This window comes from Corallococcus sp. EGB, assembly GCF_019968905.1.
Lineage (GTDB): Bacteria > Myxococcota > Myxococcia > Myxococcales > Myxococcaceae > Corallococcus.
In genome coordinates, this window is the sequence record NZ_CP079946.1 from 931,393 (window position 1) to 951,172 (window position 19,780).

The window sequence follows — 19,780 nt, forward strand, 5'->3', positions numbered from 1 at the left end:
GGAAACGACGACCCCCGAGGAACGAAGGCGCTGGCCTCCGACGCCGTCACTCCGGCGCGGGTGCGCCACGCCGTCCACCGCACAAGCCACCGGTGGCCTTGTTGAGGAACGCGGTGCGTGACCACGGCGTGGAGGCGCCGTCAGTCTGGCGGCAGCTCCGCGAGCGCTTGGCGCAGGTCATCGCGTAGGCCACTCGCGTCCTTCCAACGCGGGCGCGCGGTGAGCACGCCTTCGATGAGGGCGAGCCCCTGCTGAAGATGAGCACGTGCGTCCGGACCGGAAGCAGCCTCGCCCCAGTCACGAAGGAACGCGCCGTAGGCCAGGCGCGCATCCAGGTTCTCCGGCTCCAGCTCCAGTGCCTTCTGGAAGTCGTTCGCCGCGACCTCAAAGGACGCGTCCTTCTTCTGTCCCCGCCGGACACCATCGCGTGCCTGAAGCGCCCTCACCTCGCCGCGCCAGCGCCACGCCTGCGCGAGGGAGGGGTTGAGCTTCATCGCTCGCTCCATCGCCTCCGTGGCCTGCGCGAGCGCCGGACGTGGATCCCTTCCCTGTCTCAGGGCATACGCCGCCACGGTGTGGTGCACCTGGCCCAGGTTGGCCCACGGTTCGGCGAGTCCCGGCAGCAACGCGGTGGCTTGTTGGAGTGCGGTCTGCGCCTCCTTCGCGCTCGCGGTGGGAGCCTGGCCTCGCGTCAGGCGCCAGGTCGCGCGCCACATGCGCACCTCGCCCAGGTTGTTGTAGGCGAAGCCCACCTTGGGCGCGATGGCGATGGCCTGCTGGAAGGCCTGCTCCGCCTGGTCCAGCAGCGGCTCCGGTGAATCCCCCCGGTTCCATTCCTCGCGGGCCTGGTCGAGCAGGATGGTTCCCACGCCGTTCTGGAGCGGAGGCAACTTCGGATTGATGGCGATGCCGCGGCGGTAGGACTCCAGTGCTCGGGCAAGCCCCGGCCCCGCGTCGCCGCCGTGGTCTCTCAGGCGCAGCGCGAGCGCCCGGTGCACCTCCGCCAGGTAGAACCACGCGACGACGTGTCCGGGGTCGAGCGTGCTCGCGCGCTCCAGCGCGGCCTGGGCCTCCTCCAGGTCCGCGTCCCTTGATGGCGCGCGCGGGTGGTTGGCGCGGTTCACGTACGCCGTGCCCAGGTTGATCCACGCATCCGGCCGCTTCGCGTCCAGCGCCAATGCCCGCCGGTAGGCGTCGATGGCCTGCTGCCGGAAGGGCAGGGAATCTCCTCCGCGCCCGTCCTCCGAATCCGCCCACACCTTGAAGACCAGCCCCAGGTCCAGGTGGAAGTCGTAGTCACGCGCGGACTCGGGGATGGATTCGAACGCGGCGACGGCGGCGCGCAATTGTTCGCGCGGATCCTCGTTCCGCTCCTGCCGGTAGCGCGCCCACTGCCACCAGCCCATGGCCAGCGCGTGGCGTGCCTCCACCTTCCCGGGAGCCAGCCTCAGCGCCTCCTTCGCCGCGTCGAGCGTGCGCGCGAGCAGCGGCTCCAGGTCGCCTCCGCTGCTGAGGCTCGCCTGGGCGTAGCGCCGGTGCAGCCGTGCCTCCAGCACCCAGGTGTCCGCTTCATCGGGGGCCGCCGTGCGCGCGCGTGACACGGCCTCCATGCCTCGCGTGTACGCGGGCAGCACGTCCCCGTTGCCGGACAGCTCCATCAGCACGGACTCCTGCTCCAGCTCCGCCCGGGCACGGTGCACGGCGGCCACGCTGCGGCCGATGTCCGCCGCGGCTTCATAGGCCCGGCGTCCGGCCTCCAGGTCGTCCCGCGCCGCGTTGCGCTCACTCGCCAGAGAGTGGCGCACGGCGCGCGCGAGCAGGACGTCCCCACGCAGCAGCGGCGCTTCGTGGAACCACGGCAGCCGCGTGCCCAGCGCGTCCAGTGACTTCAGCGCGTCCTCGAAGCGCTCCTCGTGGAAGGCGCGGAGGGCCTCCGCGTATTCGGGCGCGGGCACCTCCGCACCCCGGCCCTGCTCCAGGTAGGCCAGCGCCGGGGCTCGGGAGTGCGTCTGGGCTTCGCGCCGCTTCGCCTCGCGGCGGGCCTCGTCCGGGATGCGGTCCGCCTCCAGCCGCTCGCGCTGGTAGCGGTGGCCCAGTACCAGCGCGAGCGCATACGCCACGCGCGGCTCGCGGAAGCCCTTCGCCCAGGCGGCCTCCAGGTGCGTGAGGGCGGCCTCCTCGTCCCCCAGCGCGACGAACCCGCGCCCCAGCGCATAGTGACCCGGACCTTCCGCGACAGGGCCGGCGTCCCGCATGGAGGACTCGATGTCGCGCATGTGGGTGCGCAACGCTTCACGGTCCGGCCGTGTGTCGTGCAGGGGCGCCTGGCCGGAGTAGCGGGCCTGGGCCTCGATGCGTTCGACGCCTTCGGTGAAGCGCCGGGTCAGGGCTTCCCGGCGAGACACCTCCCGCCGCGCCATCACACCCTGGCCCACGGCGCCCGTCATGGCGAGCGCGGTGATGCTCGCGACGACGACGGCGGCCCGGTGAAGGGCCACCCACTTGCGCACGCGGTACGCAGGGCCCGTGCGCGCGAGCACCCGGTCCCCTTCGAGGAACCGCGTGAGGTCCTCCGCCAGCGCCCTCGCCGAGCCATAGCGCCGCGAGCGGTCCTTCTCCAGGCACTTGAGGACGATGGCCTCCAGGTCCGCCGGAATCGCCGCGTCCAGCTCGCGGGGAGGCCGCGGCTCCTGTGTGGCGATGCGCCCGAGCACCTCCAATCCATTGGCACCCGTGACAGGCGGTTGGCCGGTGAGCAGGTGATACAGGGTGGCGCCCAGGCTGTAGACGTCCGCGCGCCGGTCCAGCCGGGTGACCTCACCCCGGGCCTGTTCAGGGGCCATGTACTGGGGCGTGCCCAGCACGGTGCCCGTGGCGGTGGCGGCGTCGTCGCTGCTCCAGTCGCGCGCCAGGCCGAAGTCCATCACGTAGGGGCGCAGGGCGCCGTCCCCGCCGCGCTCCACGAGGATGTTGGAGGGCTTGAGGTCGCGGTGCACGAGCCCGGCCAGATGGGCCGCGTGTACCCCCAACGTGGCGTCGCGGAGCACGAGCGCCTTCTGCTCCACGGACAGCGCGCCGGCGAGCGCGTGCAGCGGCGCCCCCGCGATGTACTGCATGGCGATGTACGCGCGGCCCTGGACCTCGCCCACCTCGTACACGCGGCAGACGCGCTCGTGGTCCACGCGGGCCTGGGCGCGGGCCTCGGAGATGAAGCGGCGGGACAGCTCCGGGTCCTCGTCGCGCACGAACTTCAGCGCCACGTCGCGGTGCAGCCGCAGGTCCCGCGCCAGGAAGACGCGCCCCATGCCGCCCTGACCCAGGAAGCGGAGGGGCCGGTAGAGCGTCCAGTGCGGAACCGGGAACGCGGGGCCTTCCCCCCCGGCTGCCCGCATGGCCCCCGGAGGCAGCGTGTCGTCGGCCGTGCCCGGCGCGGGATTGCGCTCCACCTCCATGTTCCGTCGCAACGACACGAGCGAGTCCGCGCTGAGCCGTCCCTGCTCCATGAGCCATTGCAACGGGGACACGCCGCGCCGGGCCGCCTCTTCGCGCACGGCCTCCAGGTCCTCGCGAGAGAGCAGGCCCTCGGCCAGGGCCATGCGCAGCTCCGCTTCGTTCGCCTCAAGCACGCCCGGGAGCGTACCGGAGCCCCCAGTCCCCACGCACGGCGGCGCGGCGCGACTTGAAGTGCCCGGCCGCCCCTTCCCAAGATGCGCGCATGAGCTCCGAGTGGGTCCTGGAAACGCCGCAGCCGCCGCCGGACGCGCGCATCGCCTATGGCGAAGCCGCCCAGCAGTTCACCGAGCTGCGCAAACCCAGGGGCAAGGGCCCGCACCCCGTGGTCCTCTTCATCCACGGCGGCTTCTGGCGCGCCGAGTACGGCCTGGAGCACGCGGGCCACCTGTGCGCGGACCTGACCCGGCGCGGCTTCGCCACGTGGAGCGTGGAGTACCGGCGCGTAGGCCAGGACGGAGGCGGCTTCCCCGGCACCCTGGAGGACGTGGCCTCCGCGGCGGACCACCTGATCAGCGCGGCCCCGTCGCTGGGATTGGACCTGTCCAACGTGGTGGCCATGGGCCACTCCGCGGGCGGCCACCTGGCCATGTGGCTCGCCGCGCGGCGCCACCTCACGCCGAAGCAGCCGCTGTACCGCGACGCGCCCCTAAAGCTGAGGGGCGTGGTGTCCCTGGCCGGCGTGCTGGACCTCGCGCAGGGCGCGGCGCTGGACCTGGGGCGCGGCATCGTGAAGACCTTCATGGGCGGCACCCCGGAAGAAGTGCCCGAGCGCTACGCCGTGGCCTCGCCCGCCGCGCTCCAGCCGCTGAAGCTGCCGCAGGTCCTCCTCCACGGCACCGAGGACGACACCGTCCCCTTCAAGGTCAGCGAGGGCTTCCACGCCCGGGGCGTCCAGCGGAAGGACCCGGTGCACCTGGTCCCCCTGAAGGGCGCGGGCCACTACGAGCTCATCGACCCGCGCTCCATGGAGTGGCCGCGCGTGGTGCAGGCCGTGAAGCACCTGCGCTGAGCATCCAGGCAGCCGGGCCCCCGGCCTCACGCCCGGATGGGGAACCGGGGAGACACCTTGCGCCCGTCCTCGTCGAGGGATGCGCACCCTGTCCTTCGGTCCGGGAGGCCGGGAGGAGCAGACCGCATGGCGATGATGGACGTGATGCGCGGGCCGGGCATGCAACGGCTCTCACGCGGCGCGAAGGAGGCCGCGAACCACCCGTGGGCGAAGAAGCTGGGCCGCATGGGCTACGCGGCCAAGGGCTGCGTCTACGCCATCATCGGCGTGCTCGCGCTGAAGCTCGCCGCGGGCGAGGGCGGCCGTGCCACCGACAGCCACGGCGCCGTGGCCACCGTGGCGCACGGGCCCTTCGGCATCGTGCTCCTGTCGCTCTTGTCGGTGGGCCTCATCGGCTACGTCGTGTGGCGCTTCGCGCAGGCGTTCGCGGACACGGAAGGGAAGGGCTCGGACGCGAAGGGACTGGCCACGCGCGCCATGTACTTCGTGAGCGGCGTCATCTACGGCTCGCTGGCGCTGTTCGCCGTGAAGACCGCGGTGGGGGCGTCACAAGGGAGGGGCAAGGGCACGCGCGGCTGGACGGCGACGCTGATGGAGCAGCCCTTCGGCCGCGTCCTGGTGGTGCTGGTGGGGCTGGGCATCATCGGCTTCGCGCTGAAGCAGTTCCACACGGCGTGGAAGGCGAAGTTCCGGGAGAAGCTCACGCTCACCGGCCTGGCGGCGTCCCATCAACACCGCGTCGAGCGGATGTGCCAGTTCGGCATCGCCGCGCGGGGCGTCGTGTTCGCCGTCATCGGCGGCTTCCTGGTGCTTGCGGGCGTGGACGCGAACCCCGGGGAGGCCAAGGGCCTGGGAGAGGCCCTGGCCGTCGTCGCCCGCCAACCCGCGGGCGACGTGCTCCTGGGAGTGGTAGCGGCGGGCCTGGTGGCCTACGCCGCCTACCTGTTCCTCCAGGCGCGCTACCGCCAGCTCTAGAAGAGGTTCCAGAGGTACTGGTTGGTCACCTCGTGGTGGAACTGGATCTCCGCGTCCTTCACGCGCGTGCCCAGCTGCTTGGGGCAGCGGTCCGCGGAGGCCACCTTCAGCTCCGCGTACTTGCCCTGCACCTGCTCACCCAGCGCCTGCGCGATGAACTGGCTGCCCTTGAAGAAGCGCACCGCGTCGTAGATGTTGTCCGGCAGGAAGCGCGTGCGGCTGCGCTTGGTCTCCGCGTCCTCCTGCGGCTGCGGCCCCTCCAGGCCCGTCTTCAAGAGCGTGTAGAGGACCATGTACGGGTTCGCGTCCGGCGCCACCGAGCGGCACTCGACGCGCGCGCTGCGCTCGTTGCCGAACGGGATGCGCACCATGGCGCCGCGGTTGTTCGCGGAGGCCTTGATCTGGTTGGGCGCCTCGTAGTGCGGATCCAACCGGCGGTACGCGTTCACGCTGGAGTTGAGCACCAGGCAGATGTCGTTCGCGTTGGTCAGGATGCGGTCGATGAAGTCCCAGCCCATCGCCGACAGGCCGTCCTGGCCGCCCTTGTCGTAGAACAGGTTCTTGTTGTTCTTCGACAGCGACATGTTGATGTGCATGCCATTGCCGTTCACACCGGTGACGGGCTTGGGCAGGAAGCTGGCCGTCAGCCCCTGCTGCGCGGCGACCTGGCGGCAGAGCAGCTTGTAGAGCTGGATCTGGTCGGCGGCGACCAGCGCCTCGCTGTACGAGAAGTTCATCTCGAACTGGGAGGGCGCCACCTCCGGGTGGTCCTTCTCGTTCTGGAAGCCCATGGCGCGCTGCGCTTCCGCGGCCTTGTCGATGAAGGTGCGCAGCCCGTCGCCCGGCAGCGCGTGGTAGTAGCCGCCGATGGAGATGAACTCGAACTTGCCCTCTTCGTGGTAGTGGCGCTCGGCGTCACGGCCCTTGAAGAGGAAGCCCTCGATCTCCGGCGCCGCATGGAACACGGTGCCGTCCTTCTGGAACAGCGCCTCCGTGGCGCGCTTGAGCTGGCCGCGCATGTCCGAGTGGTACGGCGTGCCGTCGCGCTCCAGCACCTCGCAGAACGCCAGCACCTTGCCGGGGCCGAAGATGTCGGACGGCAGCCAGTAGAACGCGCTCCAGTCCACGTTCAGGCGCAGGTCGCTCTCCGCCTGCGCGGAGAAGCCGCGGATGGAGGAGCCGTCGAAGGTGAGGTTGTCCGCGCTCTTGAGGAGGAACTTCTTGTCGTAGTCCAGCATGTGCAGCCGACCTTCCAGGTCGGTGAAGCACACGGTGACGGCCTTGATGCGCTTCTCGTCGGCCAGGTACTTGATGCGCTCCTCGCGGATCTTGTCCGGCGACTCACGGCGGAGGCGCTGTTCCTTCACCCGGAGGTTGAGCTCCTCCAGTTCGTCGTAGGGAATCTCCAGGAAGTCCCGCAGCGGCTTCTGCTCCATGGTCCTGCCTCCACGCGTGTCCCCGGTTCCGGAATACCGGCGGGAACATCAAAATCACGGGCGCAGATATTTATATTCCACGTCGCGAAATCAAGCCTAATTTCTGCGAACTGAAGCCTAAAGGTCGTGCCGGGTCGCTCACGCATGCCTGAACGTCAAGGGACGGAGTGCCTGATGCCCTGGCCAGTGGACACTGCGCGCCGCACCGCGTTGGCCGGGTGTCCGACTCTGGACGGGCGGGCCTACGGGAGGGGGACGAGCCCGGGTTCGGGCAGCGGGGTGCCGGCGGGCCAGAGCACGTACGCGGCCCCCCGGGAGTGCTGCCAGGCACGCCACAGCTCGGCGCGGGGGTAGGTGGCGTGGGTGGTTTCGTTGGAGGCGAAAGCAGGGTCATTGACCACGACGTCCCCCTTGTCGGTGAAGCCCTTCACGACGATGAGGTGGCCGTCGGTGCGGCGGGCGGCGCCGCCGGGGAGCTCGCCGGGTTCGTAGGCGATGCTGATGCTGACGGGGATGCCGGCGGCGATGAGGCGCTCCACGGGAGCGAAGGAGTCGAAGCGGGCGACGAGCCCATGCAGTGCGCCGTCCGCCATGCTGGCCGCGTAGGCGGTGTTGAAGGCCCAGTTGCCGGTGCCCTTGTAGACCCAGTCATAGGTGTGGGCGGCGGCGGTGGGCACGGGGTGCTCCAGGTCCGCGCGGCCCAGCCTCCGGCTCCAGTAGCCGAGCAGCATGGTGGTGGACGTGGGGGAGCACCAGACCTCGCCGCCGTCGGGGTAGATCATCTGCGAGTAGCCCGGCACGTCGAGCACGACGCCCCACGCGGTGTGGTCCGACGTTGCGTCCTGGGGTGTCCGGCGCGTGTCGGTGACGGCGGCGGCGAGCGCCCGGACGCGGGGGCTTGCGTCCGCGCGTTCGGAGAAGAGGTGGACGGTGACGCGCAGGGCGTCCGCTCGGCGCTTGAGGTTGAGCGTGTCGGTGAGGACGTTGCCGTCGGCGTCCCCTTGGTTGTCCACGCTGTGGCGCGCGACGGTGGTGGTGTCGAAGGCCCAGATGCCCAGCTCGTAGTCCTTCGTCCAGGTGCCTTCGATGCGGGCGGAGACGGTGAGCTTCACCCAGGTGCCAGGAGGCGTCTGGGCGTCGAAGGATGGCACCACGCTGTCGAAGCCGCCGGGGACGGGCTGGACTTCAGAGGTCGCGGTGCCGGCGCGGAAGGTGCCGCCATTGTAGAAGCTGCCGCCGTCGAACCAGGTGCCCGCAGGGAACGGGTCGGTGCCCTCCTTCGCGGTGGCGGGGTCCAGCTCCAGCGCGCCTTCCGCGGTGACGCGCGTGCCGTCGCGGGAGAAGCGCGCGAGGTCGCCTGACACGGAGGTCTTCTGCCACAGGCGCGCGGGCGAGCCGGCCTCTGGAGTCTGCGTGTCCGGAGGCGGGGACGGCGGCGAGGAGGCGCAGGCCCAGAGGCAGGTGGCCAGCAGGACGGCGGAGAGGACGCGGGCGCGGGCGTTCACGGGGTGAAGCTTCGCAAACGCTCGCGCGGGGGCTCAAGTCGGATTCCTGGAAAGTCCGGCCGGGCGGACAGATGCCGGTCCAGAGGCTGGAATGTCGGACGTGATAGGTAGAAGGCCCTGCGCACCCTCGTGGCCCTGACCGCTTCCGCACCGCCAGGGAGTTGGCCATGGCGCGGAAGACACAGCGGCCTTCGTCCGGGGAACAGGCGGCTACGCCCAGAGGTCCTGCTCCAGCGTGTCCAGCAGCGCCAGCGCCGCCTCCGGCGTGGGCATGCCCGCCTCCGTGACGATGCTCGCGTCGAACGGCACCGCGACCTCCTGCCGCAGCAGCGCCACCGCGCGCCGCTGGGCCTCCTTCAACGAGGCCCGCTCCTGCTCGGAGAGGCGCGGCCGGGCCCACTGGTCGATGTCCCAGGACAGGGCCGCGTGCCGCGTCTCGTCCTCGGCGATGTGGACCATGGCCTGCCGCACCTCCAGGTCGCGCGCGTGCATCGCCTGGTGGTGCGCGAGCAGCGCGCCGTACGTCTCACGCACGCAGCCCTCCACGGCGTTCTCCAGCGCCACGTCCACCAGCGAGCGCAGGGGCAGCTCCTCCACCACCGGGCGCTGGGGCGTGCCACCGAAGCGCCGCGCGATCCGCTCCGTCACCTGCGCGTGCATGACCTCCTCCATGGCGCTGCGGCGTGCCGCGTCCTGGAGCCCCAGGTCCGCGCCGTGCAACGCCAGCTCATCGCGCAGCCGCAGGAAGGCGTGCACGGAAGCTGCCTCCAGGTGCGCCGCGTTCGCGAAGTAGCGGCCCAGTGCCTCGTCGCTCTCGCATGCCTCCGCGGCCTGGAGCCCCACGGGCCGCCGGCCGATGTTGCAGTTCGGGTCCCCCTTCTCCAGGACGCGCTTCTCCTGCTCCGTCACCTCACCTGACGCGGACACCTTCAGCACATGCTGCGTCAGCTCCGTGCCCGGCCCGCAGGCGTAGCCCTTCGTCCCGATGACGTTGAAGCTGCCGTCCGCGTTCTTCTTCACCGCGCCCTGCTCCTTGTTGGAGCAGAGCAGGGTGTAGCCCGAGGCGAAGGTCTTGAGCACCGCCTCCTGTCCGGTGTCGATGGTGCCCAGCACCTGCTGGAGCTCCGCCAGCGTTGCGTAGGTCTTCACCTCGTCACCCCGCGTCGTCACCAGGAAGGCGTCGCTGCAGAAGTCCAGGCAGACGTGGTGGAAGCCGGCGTTCACCGTCGCGTGCTCCAGCGCGGTCTCGCACGCGGGGACGTCGCTGGCCGTCGCACAGGCCTGGCCGGAGGACGCCGCCGCGAAGGGCACCGAGACCTGGCCGGGTCCGTTCGTGCTGATGTAGCGGAGCTGCACGAAGTCCGGCGCCGGAGTCAGCATGAGGTCGCTGACGGCAGGGCCGCCGTCCGCGCAGGTGATCTCCGAGTAGCCCTTCAGGTCCACGCTGCCCTCATCGCCGCCACAGCCCACGAGCACCAGCGGCGTGGCGAGTGAGGCATGCAGGGCCCGCGAGAAGAGACGACGCAGTCGATGGATGTTCACGGAAGGCAGCTCCCCCGAGAAGGTGTGCCCGTGCGCCAGAGCAATGCGGATGCCAGGGCCTCGTCCAGAGGGAAGACGCGCGGTCGCGGTGCTCGGGAAGCCTGGGAATGATCAGAATCCTGAGGCGGGATGCCTCAGCTCCTGACGCATGTGTCCGAGCGCCCGGACGCGACGGGGGAGGTCACCAGGACGTTTGCCGGATGTCAGACCGGGTGGATAGCGTGCAGCGCATGCCGGACATCCGCCTGCCTGCCGAAGCGAAGTACAAGAACGAGCTGGACGCACTCGCCGCGCATGACGACAAGCCCCGCCCACCAGGTTGGGCGCTGTCGCCTCGCGCCGTGGAGACGTACATCCTGGGCAGCCCCAAGCCCGTGGGCGGCGTCGCCATCACGCCCAAGTACGTGGGCGACAAGGGGCTCATCCAGGTGTGCATCGCCACGCTCGCGTCCGACCGCGCGCTGATGCTCGTGGGCGAGCCGGGCACCGCGAAGAGCTGGCTGTCCGAGCACCTGTCCGCGGCCATCAGCGGCACGTCCGCGCTCGTCGTCCAGGGCACGGCGGGGACCAGCGAGGACCACATCAAGTACTCGTGGAACTACGCGCTGCTGCTCGCGCAGGGGCCCACGCCCGCGGCGCTGGTGCCGTCGCCCATCCTGCGCGCCATGCGCACGGGCAAGTTCGCCCGCTTTGAGGAAGTGACGCGCACGTCGCCGGAGATCCAGGACTCGCTCATCTCCATCCTGTCGGAGAAGCAGGTGTCGGTGCCGGAGCTGGGGGAGGTGACGAGCGCCCAGCGCGGCTTCAATCTCATCGCCACCGCGAACACGCGCGACCGCGGCGTCAACGAGATGAGCGCCGCGCTCAAGCGCCGCTTCAACTTCGTCACCGTGCCGGTGGTGGAGGACCTGGAGCAGGAGATTCAAATCGTGACGAAGCGCGAGGCGGAGCTGCGCACGGACTACCAGGTGGGCGTGCCGCCGCCGGAGGAGCTGTCGCGCGTGCTGCTGACGCTCTTCCACGAGCTGCGCAAGGGCGTGACGAAGGATGGCAAGACGAAGGTGCGCACGCCGGGCGCGGTGCTGTCCACGGCGGAGGCCATCAGCGTGCTCTTCAACAGCTCCATCCTCGCGCAGCAGTTCGGCTCCGGGACGTTGACGTCGCAGGAGCTGGCGGCGTCGCTGGTGGGCGCGGTGGTGAAGGAGCAGGAGGACGACGTGAAGGCGCTGCGCGAGTACATGGAGACGGTGGCCAAGGGCCGCACGGGCCCGTGGAAGGAGCTGTACACCGCCAGCAAGAAGCTCTTGAGGGGCTGATGGACCTGGCACTGCTCGCCCGGGTGCAGCACTTCCCGGTCCGTCACCACTCGCCGCGCACCACCGCGGTGCTCCTGAAGTGGCTGGAGCGCGTGAAGCCCGCCGTCGTCCTGGTGGAGGGCCCCTGCGACGCGACGGCGCTGGTGGACGTGCTGTGCGACGCGCAGACGCGGCCGCCGGTGGCCATCCTGGGCTACCGCACGGATGGCACCCCGTCCTCGTCGCTGTGGCCCTTCGCGGCGTACTCGCCGGAGTACCAGGCGCTGAAGTGGGCCCGGGCGAACGGCGCGCGCGTGGAGTTCATCGACATCCCGGTGGGCGTCGCGCTCGCGGTGGACCGCCAGGCGCCCGGGCTGGGAGTGGAGACGGAAGCGCAAGCCCCCGTGCCCGATGAGGCCATGCCTCTCACGGAGGCGTTCGCGCGCTCGCAGGGCCACCGCTCCTTCGAGGAGTTCTGGGAGGCATCCTTCGAGGCGCCGGACTGGAGCCCGGAGCAGTTCCGGCCGGTGCTCACCGCCTGGGCGGAGGTGGTCAACGCCGGCCCCCGGCAGGCCTATCACCGCCAGCGCGATGCCTTCATGGCTCGCAAGGTGCTGGAGGTGGTGGGAAGCGGCGTGGCGCCGGAGAAGGTGGCGGTGGTGGCGGGCGCCGCGCACACCGCCGCGTTCCTGGCGGGCGACGTGGACCCGGAGGAGGAGGCGAAGCTGCCTGAAGCCGGGCCGTGCGCGGTGACGGTGATTCCGTACAGCTTCCCGCGCCTGGCGGAGCAGCTGGGGTACGGCGCGGGCAACCGCGCGCCGCACTTCTACCAGAAGGCCCACGAGGCGAACTGCGACTTCCGGCGGGCCACGCTGGAGGTGCTCCTGGACTTCGCGGCGCACCTGCGGATGCGCGGCTTCTCCGCGTCGCTGTCGGACGTGCTGGAGGCGTACCGGCTGGCGGTGACGCTGTCGGACCTGCGCGAGAAGAGCGCCCCGGGGCTGGATGAGCTGCGCGAGGCCACCGTGGCCACGCTGTGCCGCGGCGACGCGACGCACGTGGACGGCTTCCTGTGGAAGAGCGTCATCGGCCATGAAGTGGGGCAGGTGGCGAGCCGCATCGGGCAGAACTCGCTCCAGGCGGAGTTCTGGCGCGAGGTGGGCGAGCGCCGGCTGCCGCGCACGGACAGCCCGGAGACGTTCACCCTGCGGCTCAACAACCCGGTGGAGGTGGGCTCCTCCGTGTTCCTCCACCGGCTGCGCGTGGCGGGCATCCCGTACGCGTCGCTGTCCGGGACGGGCTCGTCGCGCAAGCAGGGCGCGGAGGGCGAGGCCGGCGGCTATGCGGCGCTCACCCGGGTGCGCGAGGCGTGGCAGGCGCAGTGGACGCCGTCCACCGACGTGGCGCTGGTGGAGAAGATTGTGTTGGGCGACTCGCTGGAGGGCGTGACGACGCGCGTGCTCCAGGAGCGGCTGACGCAGGCGAAGACGACGGCCGAGGCGGCGGACGTGCTGCTGGAGTCCGTCATCACCGGCTGCTCCCAGACGGTGGCCCAGGCGCTCACGGCCTGTGACGCGCACGCGGCCACGGACGCGGACCTGCCGTCGCTGGCGTCCGCGGCGCGGGCGCTGTCGGGGTTGATGGCTTACGGCACTTCACGCGCGCACTCGGACGTGGGCGACGAGGCGGTGGCGGCCCTGGGGGAGAAGACCTTCAACCGGGCGCTCCTGCGCGTGCGCGAGGCCAGCGCCTGCGCTCCGGAGGCGGTGCCCCCGGTGCTGGACGCGCTGCGCACGCTGCAGGAGGTGGCGCTGTCCCAGCCGCGCGCGGACAAGGCGGCCTGGTTCGCGGAGGCGCGCGGGTTGATGGAGAGCCACGCGGTGCACCCCGCGACATCGGGGCTGGCCACGGGCCTCTTGTACCTGGCGCGCGAGCTGCCGGAGGCGGACGTGGCCCTGGAGGTGGGGCGGCGGCTGTCCGCGGCGGTGGAGCCCTCGGACGCGGCGGCGTACCTGGAGGGCTTCCTCCAGGTGAACGCGCTGGTGCTGGTGAAGAGCCGCGACGTGGTGAAGGCGCTGGATGACTTCCTCACCCGCGTGGAGCCGGAGCGCTTCCGGCAGACGCTGCCCATCCTGCGCCGGGCGCTGGGCGCGCTGGGGGCCACGGAGCGCCGCTACCTGATGGAGAACGTGATGGGCGTGCGCCAGTTGAAGGACAAGGGCCGCGCGGTGAAGGCGGTGCTGGAGGAGAAGGACAAGGCGACGCTGAAGGACCTGAGCGCGGACCTGGGCAAGGCGCTCGACGACCTGGATGACCTGCTATGAGCGTGGACCCCAAGGACCTGGACCCGAAGGACCGCGACGCGCTCTTGCGCTGGCGGCTGGCGCTGGGCCCGGAGGCGGAGAAGACGGGGGCCTGCCCCTCGTTGAGCGCGCTGGGGGCCAGCGCGGACACAGTGGACCTGAAGGGCGACGACCTGGAGGGGCTGGATGACGCGCTCTCCTTCGTCTACGGCGAGCGCTCCGCGGGAAGGGGCGGCTCGAAGCCGTATCTGCCCAGGTGGCTGGGCGCGCTGCGCGACTTCTTCCAGGACGACGTCATCGCGCTGGTGCAGAAGGACGCCATCGAGAAGAAGGGGCTCACCCAGCTGCTCTTCGAGCCGGAGACGCTGCCCTTCCTGGACAAGAACCTGGAGCTGGTGACGACGCTGGTGAGCGCCCGGGGGCTCATCCCGGAGCAGGCCAAGGACACCGCCCGCGCCATCATCCGCGAGGTGGTGGAGGACCTGCGCAAGAAGCTGGAGTCCCCGCTGCGCACGGCGGTGCTGGGGGCGCTCCGGCGCGACCGGACGAGCCCCATCCCCATCGCGCGGAACATCGACTGGCGCCGCACCATCCGCTCCAATCTCAAGGGCTGGGACGCGGAGCGGCAGCGGCTCATCCCGGAGCGCTTCTACTTCTGGCCCAACCAGCGCCGTCACCACGAGTGGGACGTGACGCTGGTGGTGGACCAGTCCGGCTCCATGGCGGAGAGCGTGGTGTACAGCTCCGTGATGGCGGCCATCTTCGCGTCGCTGGACGTGCTGCGCACCAGCCTGGTGCTGTTCGACACGGAGATCGTCGACATGACGCCCGTGCTGTCGGACCCGGTGGAGGTGCTCTTCTCCGCGCAGTTGGGGGGCGGCACGGACATCAACCGGGCGGTGGCCTACGCGCAGGAGCACTACGTGCGCCGGCCTGAGAAGACGCTCTTCATCCTCATCACCGACCTGTACGAGGGCGGCAACGCCGAGGAGCTGGTGGCCCGCTTGAGGCAGTTGGTGGACTCACGCTCCAAGGTGCTGTGCCTGCTGGCGCTGTCGGACAGCGGGCGGCCGTCCTACGACCACGCGATGGCCGAGCAGCTCACCGCGCTGGGGATTCCCTGCTTCGGGTGCACGCCCCGCAAGCTGGTGGACGTGGTGGAGCGGGTGATGCGCAACCAGGACCTGGCGCCGCTGCTCGCGTCGAGTGACACGAAGGGGGAGCGTCATGGCTGAGGTACGGCCCGTCATCGGGATGGGCGGAATGACGGAGATCATCAGCGACAAGGCGGAGCTGGCCAAGGGCGCGGCCCTGTTCGACGGCAAGCAGCTCACCAACCTGTCGCGCTTCGAGAACCGGCTCTTCGCGGACGCGGCGGGCTCGGGGGCGACGCCGTACAAGGTGTCGCTGGTGTTCGGCGAGGCGCGCTCGGACGTGAAGGGGCGGTGCTCGTGCATGGCGGCGCGCTCGCGCCCCTTCTGCAAGCACGCGGCGGCGCTGCTGGTGGCGTGGGCCCGGGCCCCGCAGGCCTTCGTGACGGCGGAGGCGGCCCCGGCCGCGCCCCCGGGTACGGGCGGCGCGAGGAAGAGCGTGAAGAAGGGCAAGGCGGAAGCCGGCGACCTGATGAAGGCGGGCGTCACGCAGGTGTCCACGCTGGTGCGCGAACTGGGCCTGTCCGGCGTGGCGTCGCTGGGCGCGGAGCGGCCGGAGCAGGTGCGCGCGCTGGGCGAGGCGCTCCGGGCCAACGGCCTGCGGCGGCTGTCCGCGCGGGCGGTGGAGCTGGCGGGTCTGTTGGACGCGGCGGCCGCGCGCACGGGCACCTTCGAGGCGCCGGCGTACACGGACCTGGTGGCGGACATGCTGCTCACCGCGCGCAAGGTGGAGAAGCACCTGGGCGGCGAGGCGCTGGAGTCCCGCCACGTCGAGGAGCTCATTGGCAAGACGTGGACGAAGAAGGACCGCACGCCCGTCACGGGGCTCGAGCTGGTGGAGTACGCGTTCTCCTCCAAGGTGACGCCAGACAGGTTCCTCATCCGCGAGAGCCGCTTCGTGGACCTGGCGTCCGGCGGCCACTACAGCGAGAAGCAGATCCTCCCCGCGAACCTGAAGACGGTGGCGCCGAAGATGAGCCACGCGGGCTCGGTGCTCCAGGACGCGCATGGCGGGCAGTACCCGGGCTTCGCGCCGCACCGCCTGGACCTCGAGTCGTGGAAGGACGGGGCGACCGTGGACCGGGCGGCGCTGGAGCGGCTGGTGGAGGTGGCGCTGCCGGACGTGGCCGCGGTGATGGCGGCCTTCCAGGAGCACCGCAAGGACGTGTTCGCGCCGGACCTGCTGCCGGTGGCCGTGCGGGTGGAGACGCTGCTCGCCAGCGGGGCCCGCTCGCAGCTCGTGGATGGCGCGGGGCGGGGCCTCTTCCTGCCCGCGGATGCATCGCTGGAGGAGCCGCTGGCGAGCGCGCTGGAGGACGCGAAGCTCCTGGTGGTGCTCGGCGACGTGGGCCTGGAGGCGGCGCTGCCGACGCTGTTCCCCTCGGCCATCGTGGTGCGGACGCCGGAAGGGTTGGACCTGCGCCCGCTGACTCGCGCCTCGGACGTGCCCGCGTCGCCCCGGCGGCGAAGCCGGGTCCGGGCCCCCGCGACGCCGAGCGCGCTGCCCCGCAGCGGGTGGGCGGACGCGGCTCGGGCGGCGGGTGCGTCGCGGGCGGCCATCGCGCTCGCGGAGGTGCGCGACGAGCTGGCGGACGCGTTCGCCAGCGGCCTGGCGGCGCTGGGGCCTCGGACGGTGGAGCCGCTGGTGTCCCGGCTGAAGGAGCTGGGTCTGGAGAAGCCGGGCGCGCTGCTGGAGGCGCTGGCGCAGCGCTTGGATCCGGCGGAGCGGCTGGATGACTTCATCAAGGTGTACCAGGTGCTGGGCATCGCGCTGGTGAGGCTGGCGGGCGCGTTGCAGGTGGACGTGGCCGGGCTGGAGTCCGTGCCCACGCACCCGAGCATCCACGTGGTCCGGCCGGCGGAGGTGCTGAGTCCGGGCGAGGCGATGGTGCGCCGGGCGCGCGGGGAGCTGACGCGCTACGAGGCGGCGGCGCACGCGGCGCGCTACTACGCGGACCTGGGGCCGGACGCGCTGCTGCGGGACCTCTATCCCGCGTGGAGCGACGGCTCGGCGAGCGCCTTCGTGGCGCGCACGGTGGCGGCGCGCGGAGAGGAGGCGCTGGAGGTCGTGCGGGGCGCGCTGAACGAGCGCCACAGCCGCATGGTGCGCCGCACCGCCATCCGAGTGCTGGGCGCGATGGGCGGGGTTCAGGCGCGGCGCGACCTGGACGCGTTGACGCGCGCCGGGCACGACGTGGGCCTGCGCCTGTTCGCGCGGGAGACGCTGGAGGACGTGCAGGCCCGGGAGACGGGCGAGAAGGCCGTGGCGGAGCTGGCGCGGCGCCGCAAGGACAAGGCGGTGCCGCTGATGCAGGCGGCGCTGTCGGAGACGACGAAGGACGCGCGTGCCGCGGCGGTGGCGCTGCTGGCGGACCTGGGCACCGTGGCGATGCCCGTGCTGCGCCAGGTGCTGCACTCGGACCCGGCGCGCGAGGTGCGGCGCGAGGCGGCGGAGGCGCTGGCCCGGATGGGGGACGCGGACGTGCTGGACCGGTTCGTCGACATGGTGCAGGGCCGCGGCCACGACGACGTGGAGGCGAAGCACGCCGTGTACGCGCTGGGCATGCTGGGCGACGTGCGCGGCGCGGAGGCCCTGCTGCTGGCGTTCGCGGACGGGTGGAAGCCCGGCGTCGTCGCGGAGTCCATGCGCACGCTGGGGCTGGCCCTGCTGCGGCCCGCGCTGAACCTGGCGGAAGTGCGCCCGGAGGTGCTGGAGCGGCAGGCGCTGCGCGGCCTCTTCGAGGCCTTCGACCCGTCCATCCTGGCGAAGGAGCTGCTCGCCCGCGTGCTCAGGGCCAGCACGCACGTGGACCTGCTCACGCGCGCGGAGGCGTACCTCAAGGTTGCCGCGGTGAACCCGGCGGTGGGCAAGGTCGTGGCCGCGCGGCTCATGGCGCTACCCGCCGTGGCGGATGACAGGGCCCTGGCCAAGGCGGCGAAGAAGCTCCTGTGACGCTCAGCTCGCCAGCTTCGAGGTGACGTCGATGCTGGTGGGCGAGGCCGGCACGGAGAAGGGCTTCCCGGCGGCGCCGCCGAAGTCGAGCGTGTTCAGGTTCACCGAGTACACCAAAGGGTTGCCGTAGAAGCGCACGGACAGGGTGAGCGCGACCAGGTCCTTCACGACGACCCACTGCGTGTAGTCCAGCGCGTCCTCGCCCAGCTTGTTCGTGGAGCGGCTGGTCCCGGCCGGGATGTCCACGGTGTTGAGCAGGTGGAAGGCGAGCGTGGTCGCGTCCTCCGCCGTGATGAGGGGCTGCGAGTACTGCTTGAGGTACGCGGCGCGCACGAAGCGCGCGGGCGGCGTCGAGTCCCCCGGCAGGCCGCGCATGCCGCTGCCGTGGCCGGCCGGCGCGAACGACCCGGAGCCCAGCTCCGTGGGCTTCGCGTCCCAGGGCGTCAGGTTGGCGTAGCCGCCCAGGTTCTCCAGCTGCAGCGGGAAGGGCGGGTCGTTGGTGCAGACGCCCACGGGGTTCTCGTAGACGTGGAGCTGCCCGTGGGTGAACTCCACCACGATGCTGTTGCCCTTGGCGTCGTGGATGGGGAAGTGCAGCGGGAGCAGCTTCGCCAGCAGGTCGCCCTCCCAGACCTGCACGCTGCCGCTCGACAGCGCGTTCCGCACGTCCGCCACGGAGCCGCACGTGCCCAGCGCCCAGCTCACGAAGTCCACCAGCGCCAGCGCCTGCGCCGGCTGGCTCACCTTGGGATAGGCGGAGCCCGGCAGCCACAGCGCACCCACGGACAGGCCCTGCGCGTTGAGGCCGTCCGCGATGACCGTGTCCGTGAGCGCGGTGATGCCCACGAAGCCATACGTGGACTTCCACCTCAGGCCGGGTTTGCCGTTGGGGGCCATGGACTGGAAGGACTCGCCCGCCGCGTGGACCAGCAACTGCGAGTTCAGGTCCAGCCCGAACTCCATGCTGCGGCCGTTGACGGCGATGGGCCCGGAGTCGACGCGGGTGTCATTGCCGGTGATCAGGAAGTCGGTGCACATGGGCGTTCCTCACTGCGTGGCGGCCAATTCCTCCCACGACGGTGGGAGCGTTCCACGGTGCCGGGATGCCATTGCACGGCGCGCACCAGCAGCTCGTCAAACCGACAACCCGCCAGTTTCCAGGAGATTTGCGTGGAGGCCCGGCGCGGCGGGTCTCCACGCGCGTCCGGACGGGAGGCAGGGGCGTCCTGGCCCGACGCGGGGCATTGCGTGGCGTCCAGAATCCGGACAGCCTCCGCGCCGCATGACAGCCTCCGCGCCGCCTCCCGAGCCTCCGCCGCGCCACGACGACGCGCTCGACGCGTACGAGCTGCCGTTCCTGGAGCGGCTGTCGCTGCAACTGCTGGGCATCGTCATCGCGGTCGTGCTGCGCGTCACCGACCTGCTGCTGCTCCTGCCGCGTCCCGGGCTCATGAAGCCCTATCTGGGGTTGTGGTGGCAGCGCCTCGTGCGGACGCCCTACAGCGCGCGCCGCACCTTCGAGATGGCGCGGGTCCTCCAGACCACGGGCCAGTCCTTCCGCGAGCTGATGTATGGCGAGACGCCGCTGGTGACAGCGCTGTGGTTCCTGAGGAAGGCGGGAGTGGGGCGCGGCAGCCGGGTGGTGGACCTGGGCGCGGGGCGCGGGCGCGTGCTGCTCGCCGCGCGCTGGTGGGGCGCCGGGGCGCATGGCGTGGAGCTGCTCGCGGACCACGTGGCGCGCGTGGCGCCGTGGCTCCAGCCCGCGGGCATCACGCTCACCGTGGGCGACATGACCCGCGCGCCACTGATGGACGCGACCCACATCTTCTGCAACTGGGTGGCGTTCAGCCCGGAGACGAAGGCCCGGCTCGTCGCCCACCTGCGCACCTGCGCCCCCGGCACGCGCATCATCACCGTCACCCGTCCCATCCAGGCGGAAGGCTTCCGCGGCCATGTTCACCAGTGGATGCTCTTCACCTGGGGGTTCGAGAAAGTCTGGGTTCAAGAATACCGCCCGGACGCAATCACAAACTCCTGACGCGTTGATGTCAGAAGTTGGTTTTAGTCTGCCTGCCTTCACTCGCAGTTGGATGGGAAA

General features: G+C 71.3%; 12 protein-coding genes. 7 read left to right on the plus strand and 5 right to left on the minus strand.

The features are described 5' to 3' along the window. Nucleotides 1-140: 140 nt before the first annotated feature. Nucleotides 141-3,626, minus strand: a complete 3,486-nt coding sequence (locus KYK13_RS03960) for a protein kinase (protein WP_223642083.1) — start codon at nucleotides 3,624-3,626, stop codon at nucleotides 141-143. Nucleotides 3,627-3,715: 89 nt separating this feature from the next. On the opposite strand from KYK13_RS03960, the gene KYK13_RS03965 reads away from it, so the two are divergent. Both KYK13_RS03965 and KYK13_RS03970 read left to right on the plus strand, forming a co-directional pair. After that, a complete protein-coding gene (locus KYK13_RS03965) occupies nucleotides 3,716-4,522 on the plus strand; it encodes a S9 family peptidase (RefSeq protein ID WP_223642086.1) in 807 nt (268 codons plus the stop codon). 126 nt (nucleotides 4,523-4,648) lie between these two features. After that, nucleotides 4,649-5,497: a DUF1206 domain-containing protein gene (locus tag KYK13_RS03970; RefSeq protein WP_223642088.1), complete on the plus strand. Its 849-nt coding sequence runs from the start codon at nucleotides 4,649-4,651 to the stop codon at nucleotides 5,495-5,497. Here the strand turns inward: KYK13_RS03970 and KYK13_RS03975 are convergent. The 3 genes from KYK13_RS03975 to KYK13_RS03985 all read right to left on the minus strand — a co-directional run bounded on the left by KYK13_RS03975 (nucleotide 5,494) and on the right by KYK13_RS03985 (nucleotide 9,980). Next, nucleotides 5,494-6,933, minus strand: coding sequence for a glutamine synthetase family protein (locus KYK13_RS03975; protein WP_223642089.1), 1,440 nt, complete (start codon nucleotides 6,931-6,933; stop codon nucleotides 5,494-5,496). The two genes, KYK13_RS03970 and KYK13_RS03975, sit on opposite strands and share 4 nt — an antisense overlap. A 242-nt stretch (nucleotides 6,934-7,175) precedes the next feature. Beyond that, nucleotides 7,176-8,438, minus strand: a complete 1,263-nt coding sequence (locus KYK13_RS03980; RefSeq protein ID WP_223642090.1) for a C39 family peptidase — start codon at nucleotides 8,436-8,438, stop codon at nucleotides 7,176-7,178. Between the two features lie 210 nt (nucleotides 8,439-8,648). Continuing rightward, on the minus strand, nucleotides 8,649-9,980 hold the full coding sequence (locus KYK13_RS03985; protein WP_223642091.1) for a ferritin-like domain-containing protein: 1,332 nt from the start codon (nucleotides 9,978-9,980) through the stop codon (nucleotides 8,649-8,651). Between the two features lie 230 nt (nucleotides 9,981-10,210). Here KYK13_RS03985 and KYK13_RS03990 point away from each other — a divergent pair, with 230 nt between their 5' ends. The 4 genes from KYK13_RS03990 to KYK13_RS39020 are packed head-to-tail and all read left to right on the plus strand — an operon-like array spanning nucleotide 10,211 to nucleotide 17,682. Then, nucleotides 10,211-11,296 carry an AAA family ATPase gene (locus tag KYK13_RS03990; RefSeq protein ID WP_223642092.1) on the plus strand — a complete coding sequence of 362 codons (1,086 nt, stop codon included), beginning with the start codon at nucleotides 10,211-10,213 and terminating at the stop codon, nucleotides 11,294-11,296. After that, on the plus strand, nucleotides 11,296-13,599 hold the full coding sequence (locus KYK13_RS03995; RefSeq protein WP_223642093.1) for a DUF5682 family protein: 2,304 nt from the start codon (nucleotides 11,296-11,298) through the stop codon (nucleotides 13,597-13,599). Before KYK13_RS03990 ends, KYK13_RS03995 begins: the two co-directional genes overlap by 1 nt. Then, nucleotides 13,596-14,813: a VWA domain-containing protein gene (locus KYK13_RS04000; protein WP_223642094.1), complete on the plus strand. Its 1,218-nt coding sequence runs from the start codon at nucleotides 13,596-13,598 to the stop codon at nucleotides 14,811-14,813. Before KYK13_RS03995 ends, KYK13_RS04000 begins: the two co-directional genes overlap by 4 nt. Continuing rightward, entirely contained in the window at nucleotides 14,806-17,682 is a 2,877-nt protein-coding gene (locus tag KYK13_RS39020; protein ID WP_304504092.1) for a HEAT repeat domain-containing protein, read from the plus strand. Before KYK13_RS04000 ends, KYK13_RS39020 begins: the two co-directional genes overlap by 8 nt. Nucleotides 17,683-17,685: 3 nt before the next feature. Here KYK13_RS39020 and KYK13_RS04015 read toward each other — a convergent pair whose 3' ends face one another. After that, nucleotides 17,686-18,720: a linear amide C-N hydrolase gene (locus tag KYK13_RS04015; protein ID WP_223642095.1), complete on the minus strand. Its 1,035-nt coding sequence runs from the start codon at nucleotides 18,718-18,720 to the stop codon at nucleotides 17,686-17,688. 244 nt (nucleotides 18,721-18,964) lie between these two features. Here KYK13_RS04015 and KYK13_RS04020 point away from each other — a divergent pair, with 244 nt between their 5' ends. After that, a complete protein-coding gene (locus KYK13_RS04020) occupies nucleotides 18,965-19,720 on the plus strand; it encodes a class I SAM-dependent methyltransferase (RefSeq protein ID WP_223642097.1) in 756 nt (251 codons plus the stop codon). Nucleotides 19,721-19,780 lie beyond the last annotated feature (60 nt).